We start from the raw sequence: 15,069 nt of genomic DNA, 5'->3' as shown, positions 1-15,069 counted from the left end.
TGAATAGTACGCCGGATATTTGCGTTTGCAAAACGCTATTCAGCCTGCTGCGCGGCGCGCTCCCGCAGCTGGGATGACGTCAGAATTTGCACGCCTTCCTGGGAGGGCGACAGCGCCTCCGCCAGCAGGGCAATCGCCACGTCACGGGCCGGAATCGCTTTCCAGTTTCCTGGCAGCAGCCGGAACAGCGGTTCGAGGAAAGTCTCATTGGCCCGTTTTTTTTCCCGCTCGCCTGACAGCATCGACGGCCGGGCGATGGTCAGCCGCGGCCAGGCCTGTTCAATCAACGCCGCCTCCATTTCCCCCTTCACCCGATTGTAGAAAAACGGCGAGTGGGCATTGGCGCCCATCGCGCTGACCACCAGCATATGCTGCGCGCCAAGCCGTTTTCCGGCCAGTGCCGTATCGATAACCAGCGTGTAATCAGCATGGACAAAGGCCTCTTTGCTTCCCGCTTCCTGACGCGTCGTCCCCAGACAGCAGAAGACGATATCGACCGGGTCGACTACCTGCGCCAGGGCATCGGTCAGCTGGGGATCGTGGGGATTAAAGACACCTTCCGCCGGCGCCAGAGGGCGACGCGTCGGCGCGGCGATGGTGCTGATGCTCGGCTCATTCTGCAGCAGCCGGAGTAAGTGACCGCCAACTAACCCGGTCGCACCGGTTAATAATACCTGACTCATTGATTCTCCTTTACAGAATTCTCCGCCTTGCACTTTCGGGCTCATGTTCCAGGCTTAATACCTTACAAGGTAAGTATCCACCATCATCATGGAATTACCTCATTGACCATCCAGATAGCGGAGGAAGCATGAGTAAAAAGATAGCCGTGCTCATTACCGACGACTTTGAAGATTCTGAATTTACCTCTCCCGCCGACGCGTTCAAGCTCGCCGGGCATCAGGTCGTCACGATCGAAAAGCAGGCTGGCAAGACGGTGAAGGGTAAACAGGGAGAAGCGGAGGTCGCCATCGACAGAGCCATCGATGACGTCACACCGGGCGAATTTGATGCCTTGCTGCTGCCCGGGGGCTATTCCCCTGATCAGTTGCGCGGGGATGAACGCTTCGTCACCTTTACCCGCGATTTCGTCAACGGCGGGAAGCCGGTCTTCGCCATCTGCCATGGCCCACAGCTGCTGATCAGCGCCGATGTGATCCGCGGGCGTAAGCTCACGGCGGTGAAGCCTATCGTGGTGGATGTGAAAAACGCCGGGGGCGAGTTTTACGACCAGGAGGTGGTGGTCGATAACGAACAGCTGGTCACCAGCAGAACGCCGGACGATCTGCCGGCCTTCAATCGCGAAGCGCTACGCCTGCTCGGCGCCGGCATCACGCCGCCAGTGTAACTTTTTCCCGAAGCCCAGCGTGTTATCGGTAAACTTGATTTCGTCCGGACGAATCTCCCATACCGGCGCCGACAGCATGCGGGCCACCGGAAAGCGCTTGACGTAGCGCTGGCGCATCCGCGCCTCTTCGTCACCGCTCAGACGACGGATCTCGCCTTTGAACTGCACGCCGCGGATCAGGGCCACGGTTTTTGGCTGGCCATTAACCGTACCGGCCACTTTCGCCCGTTCGCCGGTCATCTGACCGTGGCGGGTGTGCTCATCGCTGAGCAGATAAAAGGCCACGGTATCCGGGTCATAGACGTAAAAGGCATTCGCACACCACAGTTCGTCGTCGCGGGAGACGCACCAGGTGACGACGTGCTGCTTACTCAGCCAGCGACCAATGGCAGCAAGGGTTTCCATCTTTCTTCTCCATTATGCTATGGTGCACACACCTTACCATAGTGACTTTGTGACCGTGTGCTGGTTTCTGTATCTCATTCGAACCGCGGATAATCGCCTTTATACCGGCATCACCACCGATGTGCCGCGCCGCTTTCGCCAGCATCAGGCGGGAAAAGGCGCGAAGGCGTTGCGCGGTAAAGGCGACCTGCTGCTGGCCTTTAGCCACGAGGTTGGTGAACACTCACTTGCATTGCGACTGGAATATCGCGTTAAGCAGCTAACGAAGCGCGAAAAAGAGCGCCTCGTTGCCGGAGAGGATGCCTTCGATACCCTGCTGGAGAGGCTCAAAGATGATTAAAATGGTCGCTGTATTCTACCTGGCCGTGGACGCCTTCGAGAGCGTCATCCGCCAGACGGTGAACCTGGAACGCCTCCGCGCTGTCCGGCCAGCGGCAGCGGAGATCGAAGCGCGCGGCCGGCTCAAAGCCGAAGCGACGGTATAAATCCGGGTCGCCCAGCGTCACCACCGCGGCATAGCCGAACTCATTCAGCGAATCCAGCCCTTCATAGACCAGTTGCCGGCCAATGCCCTGTCCACGATAGTGTTCATCCACCGCCAACGGCGCCAGACCGACCCACTGCAGCTCTTCACCTTCCACTGCAACCGGGCTGAAGGCAACGTAGCCGATCACCTGGCCTTCATCATCCGTTGCCACCACCCCCAGCGTGATCAGTCCATCTTCACGCAGATCGTGCACCAGCTGCGCTTCGGCATCGCGGCCGAAGGTACGACGCAGCAGCGCGTCGATTCCCGGTGCATCAATCCCAATCTCCACTCGAATCAGCATGCCTCACCTACCGATGTCTGTTCAGGTTTCTGCGGGCTCTTCAGTCCAGCTTCGACAAAATCCGCCAGTTGCAGCAACATCACGCGCAGCGCTTTTGGCATCTGCTCGAGCTCAATGGCGTCCATCAAATTTTTTACGTACAGCCCCAGCTCCGTATCGCCTTCAATCACCAGACGACGCTGGAAGAATAGCGTATCCGGATCCTGCTTGCGCGCGGCAATCATTAACAGATCGCTGGCGTCGGCGCTGAAGCTGACGTCGGCGTCGGCCTGCTGGCTGACCACCAGGCGACCATCGACTACCGAGGTATACCACAGCAGACCGATGTCACGCACATGAATACTTAACCAGCGCCCCTCGAGAAACTCCAGTTCTCCCTCTGCCAGCGCCTGACGGAACTGCCAGCTTAGCACCTGCTCCAGCACCTGGCGCTTGAGGGCAAAAGGCGCCAGCTTAACCGGCACGCTCAGTAAAGACGGGCCAAAGTGGACCAGCCGGGAACGCAGTTTATCCAACACAAGCTTTACTCCATGAATGCAATTGTTCCGCTATTGTGCCATATCACATAAACAACATAGCGGCGTAAATCAACAAAAACGCGATGACGGCCGCCAGTTATTGGCGCCACCAATACACTTTTAACTGCCTCAAATCAAAAATTGTCACCAGAAGGTTAACTAAAATCCCTGCTCGTTAACCATTCAGCGTCCCTGACGGGCCGCATTTTTCAGGAAAAATTATGGAGCTGCTCTGCCCAGCCGGTAACCTTCCGGCGCTTAAGGCGGCCATCGAAAACGGCGCCGATGCCGTCTATATCGGGCTGAAAGATGACACTAACGCCCGCCACTTTGCCGGCCTTAATTTCACCGAAAAGAAACTGCAGGAAGCCGTCAGCTTTGTGCATCAGCACCGTCGTAAGCTACATATTGCGATCAACACCTTCGCCCATCCCGACGGCTACGCCCGCTGGCAGCGCGCGGTGGACATGGCCGCCCAGCTGGGCGCCGATGCGCTGATCCTGGCCGATATCGCCATGCTGGAGTATGCCGCGGAGCGTTATCCACACATTGAGCGTCACGTTTCGGTGCAGGCTTCCGCCACCAATGAAGAGGCCATTCGCTTCTATCATCGCAACTTTGACGTGGCACGCGTCGTACTACCACGAGTGTTATCTATTCACCAGGTGAAGCAGTTGGCCCGTGCCACGCCGGTGCCGCTGGAAGTCTTCGCCTTCGGTAGCCTGTGCATCATGGCGGAAGGCCGCTGCTATCTCTCTTCCTACCTGACCGGCGAATCGCCGAATACCGTCGGCGCCTGTTCACCTGCCCGCTTCGTGCGTTGGCAGCAAACGCCGCAGGGGCTGGAATCTCGCCTTAATGAGGTGCTGATCGACCGCTATCAGGATGGCGAAAACGCCGGCTATCCGACGCTGTGCAAAGGCCGCTATCTGGTCGATGGCGAGCGCTATCACGCACTGGAAGAACCCACCAGCCTAAACACCCTGGAGCTGTTGCCGGAGCTGATGGCCGCCAATATCGCCTCGGTGAAAATCGAAGGCCGTCAGCGCAGCCCGGCGTACGTCACCCAGGTGGCGAAAGTCTGGCGCCAGGCGATCGACCGCTGCAAAGCCGATCCGCAGAATTTTGTGCCGCAATCCGCCTGGATGGAAACCCTTGGTTCGATGTCCGAAGGGACGCAAACCACCCTTGGCGCCTATCACCGTAAATGGCAGTGAGAAACATGAAATATTCATTAGGGCCGGTGCTGTACTACTGGCCAAAAGAGACGCTGGAAGATTTTTACCAGCAGGCGGCAAACAGCAGCGCCGACACCATTTATCTCGGCGAAGCCGTGTGCAGCAAACGCCGCGCCACCAAAGTTGGCGACTGGATCGAGATGGCAAAAGCGCTGGCCGGTAGCGGCAAACAGGTGGTGCTGTCTACCCTCGCGCTGGTGCAGGCCTCTTCCGAACTGGGCGAACTGAAGCGCTATGTCGCTAACGGCGAGTTCCTGATTGAGGCCAGCGACCTTGGCGTGGTGAACCTCTGCGCCGAACGCAAGCTGCCGTTCGTTGCCGGGCATGCGCTGAACTGCTATAACGCCGTCACTCTGCGCCTGCTGCTGAAACAAGGCATGATGCGTTGGTGCATGCCGGTAGAGCTTTCCCGCGACTGGCTGGCAAATTTACTGACCCAGTGCGAAGAGCTGGGTATTCGCAACCAGTTTGAAGTGGAAGTGCTGAGCTACGGCCATCTGCCGCTGGCCTATTCCGCGCGCTGCTTTACCGCCCGCTCGGAAGACCGACCAAAGGACGAATGCGAAACCTGCTGCATCAAGTACCCGACCGGACGCAGCATGCTGTCGCAGGAGAACCAGCAGGTGTTCGTGCTCAACGGTATCCAGACGATGAGCGGCTACGTCTATAACCTTGGCAACGAGTTAACCTCGATGCACGGCCTGGTGGATATGGTGCGCCTGTCGCCGATGGGCAACGAAACCTTCGCTATGCTAGAGGCCTTCCGCGCCAACGAAAACGGTGCTGCGCCACTGGATCTTACCAGCAATAGTGATTGCAACGGCTACTGGAAACGGCTGCCCGGTCTGGTGCTGCAAGCCTGATAAACCGCTCACTTTGTTAACAACAGTGCTCAGATTTTAATGCATTATTAAAGATGCAGCTTTTCTGGCTGGCGCGTCCAGGATGCGCCAGGCTGGAAGAAGACCTTCAATCTGATGACGATGCTGTAGCAAAGTGAGCCTTTATGACTGACAAATCTGTTCCGTTCTCGGTGCTCGACCTGGCGCCGATCCCGCAAGGATCTTCTGCCAAAGAAGCCTTTACCCACTCTCTGGATCTCGCCAGGCTGGCCGAATCGCGCGGCTATCACCGCTACTGGCTGGCGGAGCACCATAATATGGTCGGCATTGCCAGCGCGGCGACCTCAGTGCTGATAGGCTATCTCGCCGCCAATACCACCACTCTGCATCTCGGTTCCGGCGGGGTGATGCTGCCCAACCACTCACCGCTGGTGATCGCCGAGCAGTTCGGCACCCTGAATACCCTTTATCCCGGGCGTATCGAACTCGGCCTTGGCCGCGCGCCAGGCAGCGATCAGCCGACCATGCGCGCCCTGCGCCGCCATATGAGCGGCGATGTCGATAACTTCCCGCGCGACGTGGCGGAACTGGTGGACTGGTTTGACGCCCGCGATCCGAACCCGCACGTGCGTCCGGTTCCCGGCTATGGCGAACGAATTCCGGTGTGGCTGCTGGGCTCAAGCCTGTACAGCGCCCAGCTGGCGGCGCAGCTCGGCCTGCCGTTTGCTTTCGCCTCGCATTTCGCGCCGGATATGCTGTTCCAGGCGCTGCATCTGTATCGCAGCAATTTCAAACCTTCGGCGCGGCTGGAAAAACCGTACGCGATGGTGTGTATCAATATTATCGCCGCCGACAGCAACCGCGATGCGGAGTTCCTCTTTACCTCTATGCAGCAGGCGTTCGTTAAGCTGCGGCGCGGCGAAACCGGACAGCTGCCGCCGCCGGTGGAAAATATGCATCAGCTGTGGTCAGCGTCCGAGCAGTATGGCGTGCAGCAGGCGTTAAGCATGTCGCTGGTCGGCGATAAAACGAAAGTTCGCCACGGCTTAGAGTCCATTCTTCGCGAAACCGAGGCGGACGAAATCATGGTCAACGGCCAGATCTTCGACCATCAGGCTCGCCTGCATTCGTTTGATTTGGCGATGCAGGTGAAAGAGGAGCTGTTGGGATAACACAAACGTCAGCCCGGTGGATGTTATGCCACCGGGCATTAACCTTACTGATAAACCGGCAGCAGATTAAAGCTCGACAGGAAGTGCACCACCGCGTTGCCGAGACCAAAGAGCAGGATCAGCACAATCATCGCTTTTCCGCCCCACACGCGGAACTGTGGGCTGCCGAAGCGTTTACGCGAAGCGCGGGCCAGCAGCGCCGGCACAATGGCCGCCCATACCGTCGCCGCCAGGCCGGCATAGCCGATGGCGTAAAGGAAACCATCTGGTTTCACCAGCCCACCGAGCATCGGCGGGATAAAGGTCAACAGCGCGGTTTTAAAGCGCCCCATCGCGCTATCGTCAAAGCCAAACAGATCCGCCAGATAGTCGAACAGACCCAGCGTCACGCCGAGGAACGAACTCGCGACGGCAAAGTTGGAGAACACTACCAGCAGCAGATCCAGGCCGCGGTTATTCAGTACGCCGCTCAGGGCCTGTACCAGTACATCAATGTTACCGCCCTTCTGCGCAATATCGATAAACTGCGGACGCGGGATATTGCCCATCGTCACCAGCAGCCAGACCACGTACAGACCCAGCGCCAGCAGCGTACCGTAAATCAGACAGCGGGTAATGGTGCGCGGATCCTTACCATAATATTTCATCAGGCTCGGCACGTTACCGTGATAGCCAAACGAGGCCAGGCAGAACGGCAGCGTCATCAGCAGGTAGGGCGCATAGGAGGCATTCTTCTCCGCGACGTTAAACAGCGTCGTCGGTTCGACGTGTCCCAGCAGGCTGCCGAAGGTCAGGAAGAAGGTGATGACCTTGGCGCCGAGCACGATAGCTGTCATGCGGCTCACCGCTTTGGTGCTCATCCAGACAATAAATGCCACCAGAAGCGCAAAGCCGAAGCCCGCCGCGCGCGCCGGTACGTTCAGCGACATTTCACTGAAGGTATGGTGCAGGATCGAACCGCTCGCCGAAATATAGGCGTAAGTCAGGATATACAGCACAAAGGCGATCGACACGCCGTTCACCAGGTTCCAGCCCTTGCCGAGCAGGTCTTTGGTGATGGTGTCGAAACTGGAGCCAATCCGGTAGTTGAGGTTGGCTTCCAGGATCATCAGACCGGAGTGCAACATGCAGAACCAGGTAAAAACCAGCGCCGCCAGCGACCAGAAGAACCACGCGCCGGACATCACCACCGGCAGCGAGAACATGCCCGCGCCAATAATCGTGCCGCCGATAATCACCACGCCGCCAAATAGGGACGGCCGGGTGGTTGTAGTGGTTAGTGTCGCCATTTACCGAAATCTCCAGTCAAAAAAACTTTCCCACAGTGGGTGCGACGCACTGTACCAGTACACGAGTACAAAAGGAATAAAAAAAGCCCCAATCATGGCGATCGGGGCTGTATTATTTACTTTACGCTAGCGTGTTGCGCTAATTACGCATCGCCACCGAAACGACGACGACCAGCGGAGTCATCACGGCGCGGCGCAGCTGCATCGTCACGACGCGGCGCACGGCCTTCACGACGTTCGCCGCTGAAACGACGACCATCACCACGACCGCCTTCACGACGTTCGCCACCGAAGCTACGGCCGCCTTCACGACGCTCACCGCCGAAACCACGACCGCCTTCACGACGTTCACCGCCGCCACGACGTTCAGTGCGCGGCTGCGCATCGCCCATCAGCTGCATGTTCATCGGTTTGTTCAGGATGCGGGTGCGAGTAAAGTGCTGCAGTACTTCGCCCGGCATACCTTTCGGCAGTTCGATGGTGGAGTGAGAACCGAACAGCTTGATGTTACCGATGTAACGGCTGCTGATATCGCCTTCGTTAGCGATCGCGCCAACGATATGACGAACTTCAACGCCGTCATCACGGCCTACTTCAATGCGGTACAGTTCCATCTCGCCAACATCACGACGCTCACGCTTCGGACGATCTTCACGATCGCCACGCGGGCCGCGGTCATTACGGTCGCCACGACGCTCGAAACGGTCATCACGATCGCGGAACTCACGCTTAGGACGCATCGGCGCATCCGGCGGGACGATCAGAGAACGTTCGCCCTGGGCCATTTTCAGCAGCGCAGCGGCCAGCGTTTCCACGTCCAGCTCTTCGCCTTCCGCCGTCGGCTGGATTTTCGCCAGCAGCGCACGGTACTGGTCCAGATCGCTGCTTTCCAGCTGCTGCTGAACTTTAGCCGCGAATTTTTCCAGGCGACGCTTGCCCAGCAGTTCTGCGTTTGGCAGTTCTACTTCAGGGATCGTCAGTTTCATCGTACGTTCGATGTTACGCAGCAGGCGACGCTCGCGGTTCTCAACGAACAGCAGTGCGCGGCCAGCACGACCCGCACGACCGGTACGGCCGATACGGTGAACGTAAGACTCGGAATCCATCGGGATGTCATAGTTAACAACCAGGCTGATACGCTCAACGTCCAGACCACGGGCCGCAACGTCGGTAGCGATCAGAATGTCCAGACGACCGTCTTTCAGACGCTCCAGCGTCTGCTCACGCAGCGCCTGGTTCATATCGCCGTTCAGCGCGGCGCTGTTATAGCCGCTACGCTCCAGCGCTTCAGCCACTTCCAGAGTCGCGTTTTTGGTACGCACGAAGATAATCGCCGCATCAAAGTCTTCCGCTTCCAGGAAGCGCACCAGCGCTTCGTTTTTACGCATGCCGTAGGCCGTCCAGTAGCTCTGGCTGATGTCCGGGCGCGTGGTGACGCTGGACTGAATGCGCACTTCCTGCGGCTCTTTCATAAAGCGGCGGGTAATGCGACGAATCGCTTCCGGCATGGTGGCAGAGAACAGCGCGGTCTGATGACCTTCCGGGATCTGCGCCATAATGGTTTCTACGTCTTCGATAAAGCCCATGCGCAGCATTTCATCGGCTTCGTCCAGTACCAGACCGCTCAGTTTAGAGAGATCCAGCGTGCCGCGCTTCAGGTGGTCCAGCAGACGACCCGGGGTACCGACAACGATCTGCGGACCCTGACGCAGGGCGCGCAGCTGCACGTCATAACGCTGGCCGCCGTACAGGGCAACCACGTTTACGCCGCGCATATGTTTAGAGAATTCCGTCATTGCTTCAGCAACCTGTACCGCCAGTTCGCGGGTCGGCGCCAGCACCAGAATCTGTGGTGCTCTCAGCTCAGGATCAATGTTGTTCAGCAGCGGTAAAGAGAACGCTGCGGTTTTACCGCTACCGGTCTGGGCCATACCCAGAACATCGCGGCCGTCCAACAGATGCGGAATGCACTCAGCCTGGATCGGAGATGGTTTTTCGTAACCCAGATCGTTAAGCGCTTCAAGGATGGGAGCCTTCAGGCCCAGATCTGCAAAAGTGGTTTCGAATTCAGCCATGTAGTACGTGTGCCTCAAAATTAATGGCGGCCAGTCTACATAACTCATCGTGAAAATTTACGGTAATTTTCATTGAAAAGTGTGAACCGGCTCAAAGTAGGTGTATTAACGAACAACAACGCCCTCACCCGCAAAGGTGATGGCAAGCAAAAAACTATGGGCTGATGTGTTCGTCAGCTATTGCTGGTCCGATTCTGCCAGGTCATCTTGCTCCTGGCCCAAGAGCGATAATTCCAACAATGCGTATCGGTGCTCAACGTAGTTATGTACGTTGTTAGCGACCGCCAGTTTGAACAGTGCCGTAGCGCTGTCCTTGTCCCCCAGACTTAGGTAGTACTTACCTAAATAGAAGTTGGTTTCACTGAGATGCTCAGCGAGCGAGGTGTTATCCGTTGCGTCTGCCTTCAGACGAGTCATCAGCTCTTTTTCGCTAATGTCGCCAAGGTAGAACTCGACAATGTTCCATCCCCATTGCTCTTTGTCCGACTTGTTTAAGCGCTCTCTGAGTGCTTCAAGCGCCCGCTTCTCGTCGAGTTTACGCTCGGCGATATAAAGCCACAGGCTACGGAAAGGATCATTGGGATCGTCTTGATAAAACGCCAGCAGATCATCTTGCGCTAACTTAGCCCGGCCGCCGTAATACAGGGCGATACCGCGGTTCAAGTGCGCGTAGTTGTAAGTTGGATCAAGCTCAAGTACAGAATCAAACGCTTCATAGGCAGCATCAAAATTGCCTGCCTGCGTTAAGTAAATGCCTAAGTAATTGAATACTTCAGGCATATCGGGTCGGATTGCCAGCGCTTGTGAAAAATCATTTCGCGCTAATGCCCTCAGACCGAGACTATCATACAACACTCCGCGCTCATATAAAAGCTGTGCGCGTTCGTCATCGGATAAAGCCCGACTGGCAAGAATTTGTTCCATGCGTGCCAGAATCACTTCTTGCTGTAAAGTCGGTTGCAATGGTACTGCGAGGACGGCGTCCTTACGCCAGGCGGTGCTACTGCATCCTGCCAGCGTGAGAGCTGTCGCCACGAAACACCAGCGCAAAAAAGGCTTCATTTCCCACTCCCGAAGACAACGATTGGATGAACGTCCTGTTCCCCGGCTGCAAACGAGGCGTCCTGCCCGTAAAACGCCCTCCGCAAAGCGGAGGGCTAACGGCAACCTTACTCGCCCTGCTCGGCGACCGGAGCTTCCGGCGCTGCGGCAGACGGAGTCTGTTCAGTTGCTTCTTTGATGCTCAGACGAACACGGCCCTGGCGGTCAACTTCCAGAACCTTAACCGGCACTTCCTGACCCATCTGCAGGTAATCGGTCACTTTCTCAACGCGCTTATCAGCGATCTGCGAGATGTGAACCAGACCTTCTTTACCGCCGCCGATAGCAACGAACGCGCCAAAGTCAACGATACGGGTCACTTTACCATTGTAGATGCGGCCAACTTCGATCTCAGCGGTGATCTCTTCGATACGACGGATAGCATGCTGTGCTTTATCGCCGTCGGTCGCTGCGATCTTCACGGTACCGTCATCTTCGATTTCGATGGTGGTGCCGGTTTCTTCGGTCAGGGCACGGATAACAGAACCGCCTTTACCGATAACGTCTTTGATCTTGTCCGGGTTGATCTTGATGGTGTGGATACGCGGTGCGAATTCAGAGATATCGCCGCGCGGCGCATTAATCGCCTGCTCCATCACGCCCAGGATGTGCAGACGCGCACCTTTAGCCTGGTTCAGAGCAACTTGCATGATTTCTTTGGTGATACCTTCGATTTTGATATCCATCTGCAGCGCAGAGATACCGTCGCGGGAACCCGCAACTTTGAAGTCCATATCGCCAAGGTGGTCTTCGTCACCCAGGATGTCAGACAGAACGACGAAGTTGTCGCCTTCTTTCACCAGACCCATTGCGATACCCGCAACGGCGGCTTTCACCGGCACACCCGCATCCATCAGCGCCAGAGAGGCGCCACAGACGGAGGCCATGGAAGAAGAACCGTTGGATTCGGTGATTTCAGACACCACGCGAACGGTGTACGGGAATTCGTCGATAGTCGGCATCACGGCCAATACGCCGCGCTTAGCCAGACGACCGTGACCGATTTCACGACGCTTCGGAGAACCCACCATGCCAGTTTCGCCTACGGAGTACGGAGGGAAGTTGTAGTGGAACAGGAAGGAGTCGGTGCGCTCGCCCATCAGTTCGTCGATGTTCTGCGCGTCGCGTGCGGTACCCAGAGTCGCGGTAACCAGCGCCTGCGTTTCGCCACGGGTGAACAGTGCGGAACCGTGAGTACGCGGCAGTACGCCGGTACGAACGTCCAGACCACGGATCATGTCTTTTTCGCGGCCATCGATACGCGGCTCGCCTGCCAGTACGCGGCTACGAACCACGTTTTTCTCGATGGCGTGCAGGATTTCACCCAGCTCGTTAGCGTCCAGGGTTTCATCTTCGGCTACCAGCGTGGCGATGGTTTCAGATTTGATCACGTCAACCTGAGCGTAACGCTCTTGTTTGTCGGTGATACGGTAAGCATCGCTCAGGCGGGATTCAGCCAGCGCAGCCACGCGCGCGTTCAGCGCTTCGTTGACGGCTTCCGGCTGCCAGTCCCAACGCGGTTTACCGGCTTCTTTCACCAGGTCGTTGATGTTCTGAATAACAATCTGCTGCTGCTCGTGGCCGAAGACCACCGCGCCCAGCATCTGGTCTTCGCTCAGCAGTTCAGCCTCGGATTCAACCATCAGCACGGCCGCTTCAGTACCGGCAACCACCAGATCCAGTTTGCTGGACTTCAGTTCTTCCTGGGTTGGGTTCAGTACGTACTGGTCGTTGATGTAACCCACGCGCGCGGCGCCGATTGGGCCATTGAACGGAATACCAGACAGGGACAGCGCAGCGGAAGCGCCGATCATCGCGACGATATCCGGGTTAACCTGCGGGTTAACGGAAACGACGGTGGCGATAACCTGAACTTCGTTAACGAAGCCTTCCGGGAACAGCGGGCGAACCGGGCGGTCAATCAGACGCGCGATCAGGGTTTCGCCTTCGCTTGGACGGCCTTCACGACGGAAGAAACCACCCGGGATTTTACCGGCAGCGTAAGTACGCTCCTGGTAGTTAACAGTCAGCGGGAAAAAGTCCTGGCCTGGCTTCGCTTTTTTCTGACCCACAACGGTCACGAATACCGCGGTGTCATCCATGCTAACCATCACAGCGGCCGTTGCCTGGCGCGCCATCATGCCGGTTTCCAGGGTTACGGTATGCTGGCCGTACTGGAATTTACGAACGATCGGATTAAGCAAAATTCTATCCTTTTTATCTATAAATCACGCCATATCAAAGATATAGCGTCTATTGACCCGATCCTCTGCATCCTCGCGACTAATGACAACCTTTACCCGCCCCTGCGGATGAAGCCTCTCATTAGCCGCGCGAACCTCTGCATGAAGATCATTACTAGCAACAATACATGAGTTTTGAATGAATTGCTGCCGCCCGGTCGAAAAAAGGGGCCGTCAGGCCCCTTTTTCTGAAACTCGCAGAATTAGCGACGCAGACCCAGACGCTCGATCAGCGCAGCGTAACGTGCAACATCTTTACGTTTCAGGTAGTCGAGCAGTTTACGACGCTGAGAAACCATGCGCAGCAGACCACGACGGCTGTGGTGATCTTTTTTGTGCTCTGCAAAGTGGCCCTGCAGGTGGTTGATCTGTGCAGTCAGCAGTGCAACCTGAACTTCGGTAGAACCGCTGTCGTTTTCGCCACGACCAAACTCAGAAACGATTTTTGCTTTAGCTTCAACGCTTAGAGACATTTTAGAACTCCAAAAATTAAAAGAAAGAAAGGGTGCCGATCTCTAATTCAGCGACCCCTGATGCAACGCCCGAAAATGTTAAAACACTTTAGCGGACGTTAAGCGGCGATATTCTACTCGTAGCAGGCTTTTATCGCAAGAAAAGCGCTTACGCCGGGTATTCCACCACCAGACGACGCGGCGCCACGCGGCCTTCATCGTCAATTTCGCCCATGCCGAGAAACTTGCCGGATTCGTTTTCCATCACCCGCACCAGCCCGTTAAGCGGCGCGCCTGACTGACGAACCGGGTTACCGTTTTTAAAGTAAACCGCGGAGGTCTCCGGAATCGCCACCAGCGGATAGTCCGATGCCGGGCTGTCCATCGGCATCAGCAGCGGATCAAGCAGCTGCGCGGCAGGAATATCCTGCGCTGCCGCCTGATCGACCAGCGCCTGCAGCTGCTCGAGGGTCACCATCCGCTCAACCGGGTATTTGCTCACCGCCAGGCGACGCAGGAAAATCACGTGCGCGCCGCAGCCGAGCTTTTCACCTAAATCATCGATAATCGTCCGGATGTAGGTGCCTTTCGAGCAGTGGATCTCCAGCTCCAGTTCATCGCCTTCATGGCGAATAAACAGCAGCTCATAGACCGTAATCGGCCGAGCTTCACGCGGGACCTCAATGCCCTGACGAGCATACTCGTACAGCTTCTTGCCCTGATACTTCAGCGCCGAGTACATCGACGGTACCTGCTGAGTCTCGCCGCGGAAACTATCCAGCGCCGCCGCCAGCTGCTCGTCGCTAAAGGTTAGCGGACGCTCTTCCACCACCTGACCGTCGGCATCGGAGGTATCCGTGCGCTGGCCCAGTTTGGCGATCACGCGATAACGCTTATCGGAGTCCAGCAGATACTGGGAAAACTTGGTCGCTTCGCCAAGACACACTGGCAGCATACCGGTCGCCAGCGGATCCAGCGCGCCGGTGTGGCCAGCGCGGTTGGCGTTATAAATACGCTTTACTTTCTGCAGCACATCGTTGCTGGAAGCGCCCTGAGGCTTGTCCAGCAACAATACGCCGTGCACGTCGCGGCCGCGACGACGAGGACGACTCATCAGTCCTCCTTGCTGTCGTCCGGGTTCACACGACGTTCATCGTCGTGTTTCACCACGCTGGTGACCAGGTTGGACATACGCATCCCTTCCACCAGCGAGTTGTCGTAGAAGAAAGTCAGTTCCGGCACAATACGCAGGCGCATCGCTTTACCCAGCAGGGAGCGGATAAAACCAGAAGCTTCCTGCAGCGCTTTGATGCCCGCTTTCACCGCGGCTTCATCTTTGTCGTTGAGGAAGGTGACATACACCTTGGCATAGGCCAGGTCACGGGACATTTCCACACCGGAAACGGTGGTCATCATACCCAGACGCGGATCTTTGATTTCACGTTGCAGGATGATGGCAATCTCTTTTTGCATCTCCTGGGCCACACGCTGCGGGCGACCAAATTCTTTCGCCATAATAAGTTCTCCAGAATAAAGACAAAAAAGGGGCCAAAAGC

The 15,069-nt window shown here is 56.9% G+C and carries 17 protein-coding genes; 5 read left to right on the top strand and 12 right to left on the bottom strand.

Annotated features, from left to right (window positions below):
• Nucleotides 1-35: 35 nt before the first annotated feature.
• Entirely contained in the window at nucleotides 36-683 is a 648-nt protein-coding gene (locus DTA24_RS03130; RefSeq protein ID WP_123836547.1) for an NAD(P)H-binding protein, read from the bottom strand.
• A gap of 128 nt (nucleotides 684-811) precedes the next feature.
• On the opposite strand from DTA24_RS03130, the gene DTA24_RS03125 reads away from it, so the two are divergent.
• A complete protein-coding gene (locus DTA24_RS03125) occupies nucleotides 812-1,348 on the top strand; it encodes a type 1 glutamine amidotransferase domain-containing protein (RefSeq protein WP_008806618.1) in 537 nt (178 codons plus the stop codon).
• Here the strand turns inward: DTA24_RS03125 and DTA24_RS03120 are convergent.
• Nucleotides 1,310-1,753, bottom strand: coding sequence for a YhbP family protein (locus DTA24_RS03120; protein WP_008806619.1), 444 nt, complete (start codon nucleotides 1,751-1,753; stop codon nucleotides 1,310-1,312). The two genes, DTA24_RS03125 and DTA24_RS03120, sit on opposite strands and share 39 nt — an antisense overlap.
• A 49-nt stretch (nucleotides 1,754-1,802) precedes the next feature.
• Between DTA24_RS03120 and DTA24_RS03115 the strand changes: the two genes are divergently transcribed.
• Nucleotides 1,803-2,093, top strand: coding sequence for a GIY-YIG nuclease family protein (locus DTA24_RS03115; RefSeq protein ID WP_032737192.1), 291 nt, complete (start codon nucleotides 1,803-1,805; stop codon nucleotides 2,091-2,093).
• On the opposite strand, the gene DTA24_RS03110 is transcribed toward DTA24_RS03115, so the two are convergent.
• Together DTA24_RS03110 and ubiT are read right to left on the bottom strand one after the other, a co-directional pair.
• Complete coding sequence (locus DTA24_RS03110; protein WP_023298265.1) at nucleotides 2,080-2,583, bottom strand: GNAT family N-acetyltransferase; 504 nt, start codon at nucleotides 2,581-2,583, stop codon at nucleotides 2,080-2,082. The genes DTA24_RS03115 and DTA24_RS03110 overlap by 14 nt on opposite strands.
• Nucleotides 2,577-3,101 (bottom strand): ubiquinone anaerobic biosynthesis accessory factor UbiT, encoded by a 525-nt coding sequence (ubiT, locus tag DTA24_RS03105; RefSeq protein ID WP_008806622.1) that lies wholly within the window; start codon nucleotides 3,099-3,101, stop codon nucleotides 2,577-2,579. The genes DTA24_RS03110 and ubiT overlap by 7 nt, the downstream gene beginning before the upstream one ends.
• Nucleotides 3,102-3,322: 221 nt before the next feature.
• On the opposite strand from ubiT, the gene ubiU reads away from it, so the two are divergent.
• From ubiU to DTA24_RS03090, 3 genes are all read left to right on the top strand, one after another.
• Nucleotides 3,323-4,318: a ubiquinone anaerobic biosynthesis protein UbiU gene (gene ubiU, locus DTA24_RS03100; RefSeq protein WP_004206164.1), complete on the top strand. Its 996-nt coding sequence runs from the start codon at nucleotides 3,323-3,325 to the stop codon at nucleotides 4,316-4,318.
• A 5-nt stretch (nucleotides 4,319-4,323) separates the two neighbouring features.
• Complete coding sequence (locus tag DTA24_RS03095) at nucleotides 4,324-5,202, top strand: U32 family peptidase (protein WP_008806623.1); 879 nt, start codon at nucleotides 4,324-4,326, stop codon at nucleotides 5,200-5,202.
• Between the two features lie 143 nt (nucleotides 5,203-5,345).
• Nucleotides 5,346-6,353 (top strand): luciferase-like monooxygenase, encoded by a 1,008-nt coding sequence (locus tag DTA24_RS03090; RefSeq protein ID WP_123836546.1) that lies wholly within the window; start codon nucleotides 5,346-5,348, stop codon nucleotides 6,351-6,353.
• 44 nt (nucleotides 6,354-6,397) lie between these two features.
• On the opposite strand, the gene mtr is transcribed toward DTA24_RS03090, so the two are convergent.
• The 8 genes from mtr to rbfA form a co-directional block, all read right to left on the bottom strand.
• Nucleotides 6,398-7,642, bottom strand: coding sequence for a tryptophan permease (gene mtr, locus DTA24_RS03085; RefSeq protein ID WP_012540482.1), 1,245 nt, complete (start codon nucleotides 7,640-7,642; stop codon nucleotides 6,398-6,400).
• 143 nt (nucleotides 7,643-7,785) lie between these two features.
• Nucleotides 7,786-9,717 (bottom strand): ATP-dependent RNA helicase DeaD, encoded by a 1,932-nt coding sequence (gene deaD, locus DTA24_RS03080; RefSeq protein ID WP_012540481.1) that lies wholly within the window; start codon nucleotides 9,715-9,717, stop codon nucleotides 7,786-7,788.
• On the bottom strand, nucleotides 9,710-9,790 hold the full coding sequence (yrbN, locus tag DTA24_RS03075) for a protein YrbN (protein WP_085903200.1): 81 nt from the start codon (nucleotides 9,788-9,790) through the stop codon (nucleotides 9,710-9,712). Before yrbN ends, deaD begins: the two co-directional genes overlap by 8 nt.
• Nucleotides 9,791-9,894: 104 nt before the next feature.
• Nucleotides 9,895-10,779, bottom strand: coding sequence for a lipoprotein NlpI (gene nlpI / locus DTA24_RS03070; RefSeq protein ID WP_002918241.1), 885 nt, complete (start codon nucleotides 10,777-10,779; stop codon nucleotides 9,895-9,897).
• A 107-nt stretch (nucleotides 10,780-10,886) separates the two neighbouring features.
• Complete coding sequence (pnp, locus tag DTA24_RS03065) at nucleotides 10,887-13,022, bottom strand: polyribonucleotide nucleotidyltransferase (protein ID WP_008806626.1); 2,136 nt, start codon at nucleotides 13,020-13,022, stop codon at nucleotides 10,887-10,889.
• 242 nt (nucleotides 13,023-13,264) lie between these two features.
• Nucleotides 13,265-13,534: a 30S ribosomal protein S15 gene (gene rpsO / locus DTA24_RS03055; protein WP_012540479.1), complete on the bottom strand. Its 270-nt coding sequence runs from the start codon at nucleotides 13,532-13,534 to the stop codon at nucleotides 13,265-13,267.
• Between the two features lie 148 nt (nucleotides 13,535-13,682).
• The gene (gene truB, locus DTA24_RS03050; protein ID WP_008806628.1) at nucleotides 13,683-14,627 is read right to left on the bottom strand and encodes a tRNA pseudouridine(55) synthase TruB; all 945 of its coding nucleotides are present in this window, start codon (nucleotides 14,625-14,627) and stop codon (nucleotides 13,683-13,685) included.
• Nucleotides 14,627-15,028, bottom strand: coding sequence for a 30S ribosome-binding factor RbfA (gene rbfA / locus DTA24_RS03045; RefSeq protein WP_002918248.1), 402 nt, complete (start codon nucleotides 15,026-15,028; stop codon nucleotides 14,627-14,629). Before rbfA ends, truB begins: the two co-directional genes overlap by 1 nt.
• Between the last annotated feature and the right edge of the window lie 41 nt (nucleotides 15,029-15,069).

The organism is Klebsiella sp. P1CD1 (assembly GCF_003790505.1).
GTDB classification, from domain to species: Bacteria; Pseudomonadota; Gammaproteobacteria; order Enterobacterales; family Enterobacteriaceae; genus Klebsiella; species Klebsiella variicola.
The sequence above is the reverse complement of the archived record's forward strand: the minus strand, read 5'-3'. Positions and strand labels throughout refer to the sequence as shown.

Excerpts from the sequence above, each read along its gene's own strand:
- DTA24_RS03130 (WP_123836547.1), bottom strand. The coding sequence starts at position 683 with ATGAGTCAGGTATTATTAACCGGTGCGACCGGGTTAGTTGGCGGTCAC.
- DTA24_RS03125 (WP_008806618.1), top strand. The coding sequence starts at position 812 with ATGAGTAAAAAGATAGCCGTGCTCATTACCGACGACTTTGAAGATTCT.
- DTA24_RS03120 (WP_008806619.1), bottom strand. The coding sequence starts at position 1,753 with ATGGAAACCCTTGCTGCCATTGGTCGCTGGCTGAGTAAGCAGCACGTC.
- DTA24_RS03110 (WP_023298265.1), bottom strand. The coding sequence starts at position 2,583 with ATGCTGATTCGAGTGGAGATTGGGATTGATGCACCGGGAATCGACGCG.
- ubiU (WP_004206164.1), top strand. The coding sequence starts at position 3,323 with ATGGAGCTGCTCTGCCCAGCCGGTAACCTTCCGGCGCTTAAGGCGGCC.
- DTA24_RS03095 (WP_008806623.1), top strand. The coding sequence starts at position 4,324 with ATGAAATATTCATTAGGGCCGGTGCTGTACTACTGGCCAAAAGAGACG.
- DTA24_RS03090 (WP_123836546.1), top strand. The coding sequence starts at position 5,346 with ATGACTGACAAATCTGTTCCGTTCTCGGTGCTCGACCTGGCGCCGATC.
- mtr (WP_012540482.1), bottom strand. The coding sequence starts at position 7,642 with ATGGCGACACTAACCACTACAACCACCCGGCCGTCCCTATTTGGCGGC.
- deaD (WP_012540481.1), bottom strand. The coding sequence starts at position 9,717 with ATGGCTGAATTCGAAACCACTTTTGCAGATCTGGGCCTGAAGGCTCCC.
- yrbN (WP_085903200.1), bottom strand. The coding sequence starts at position 9,790 with ATGAAAATTACCGTAAATTTTCACGATGAGTTATGTAGACTGGCCGCC.
- nlpI (WP_002918241.1), bottom strand. The coding sequence starts at position 10,779 with ATGAAGCCTTTTTTGCGCTGGTGTTTCGTGGCGACAGCTCTCACGCTG.
- rpsO (WP_012540479.1), bottom strand. The coding sequence starts at position 13,534 with ATGTCTCTAAGCGTTGAAGCTAAAGCAAAAATCGTTTCTGAGTTTGGT.
- truB (WP_008806628.1), bottom strand. The coding sequence starts at position 14,627 with ATGAGTCGTCCTCGTCGTCGCGGCCGCGACGTGCACGGCGTATTGTTG.
- rbfA (WP_002918248.1), bottom strand. The coding sequence starts at position 15,028 with ATGGCGAAAGAATTTGGTCGCCCGCAGCGTGTGGCCCAGGAGATGCAA.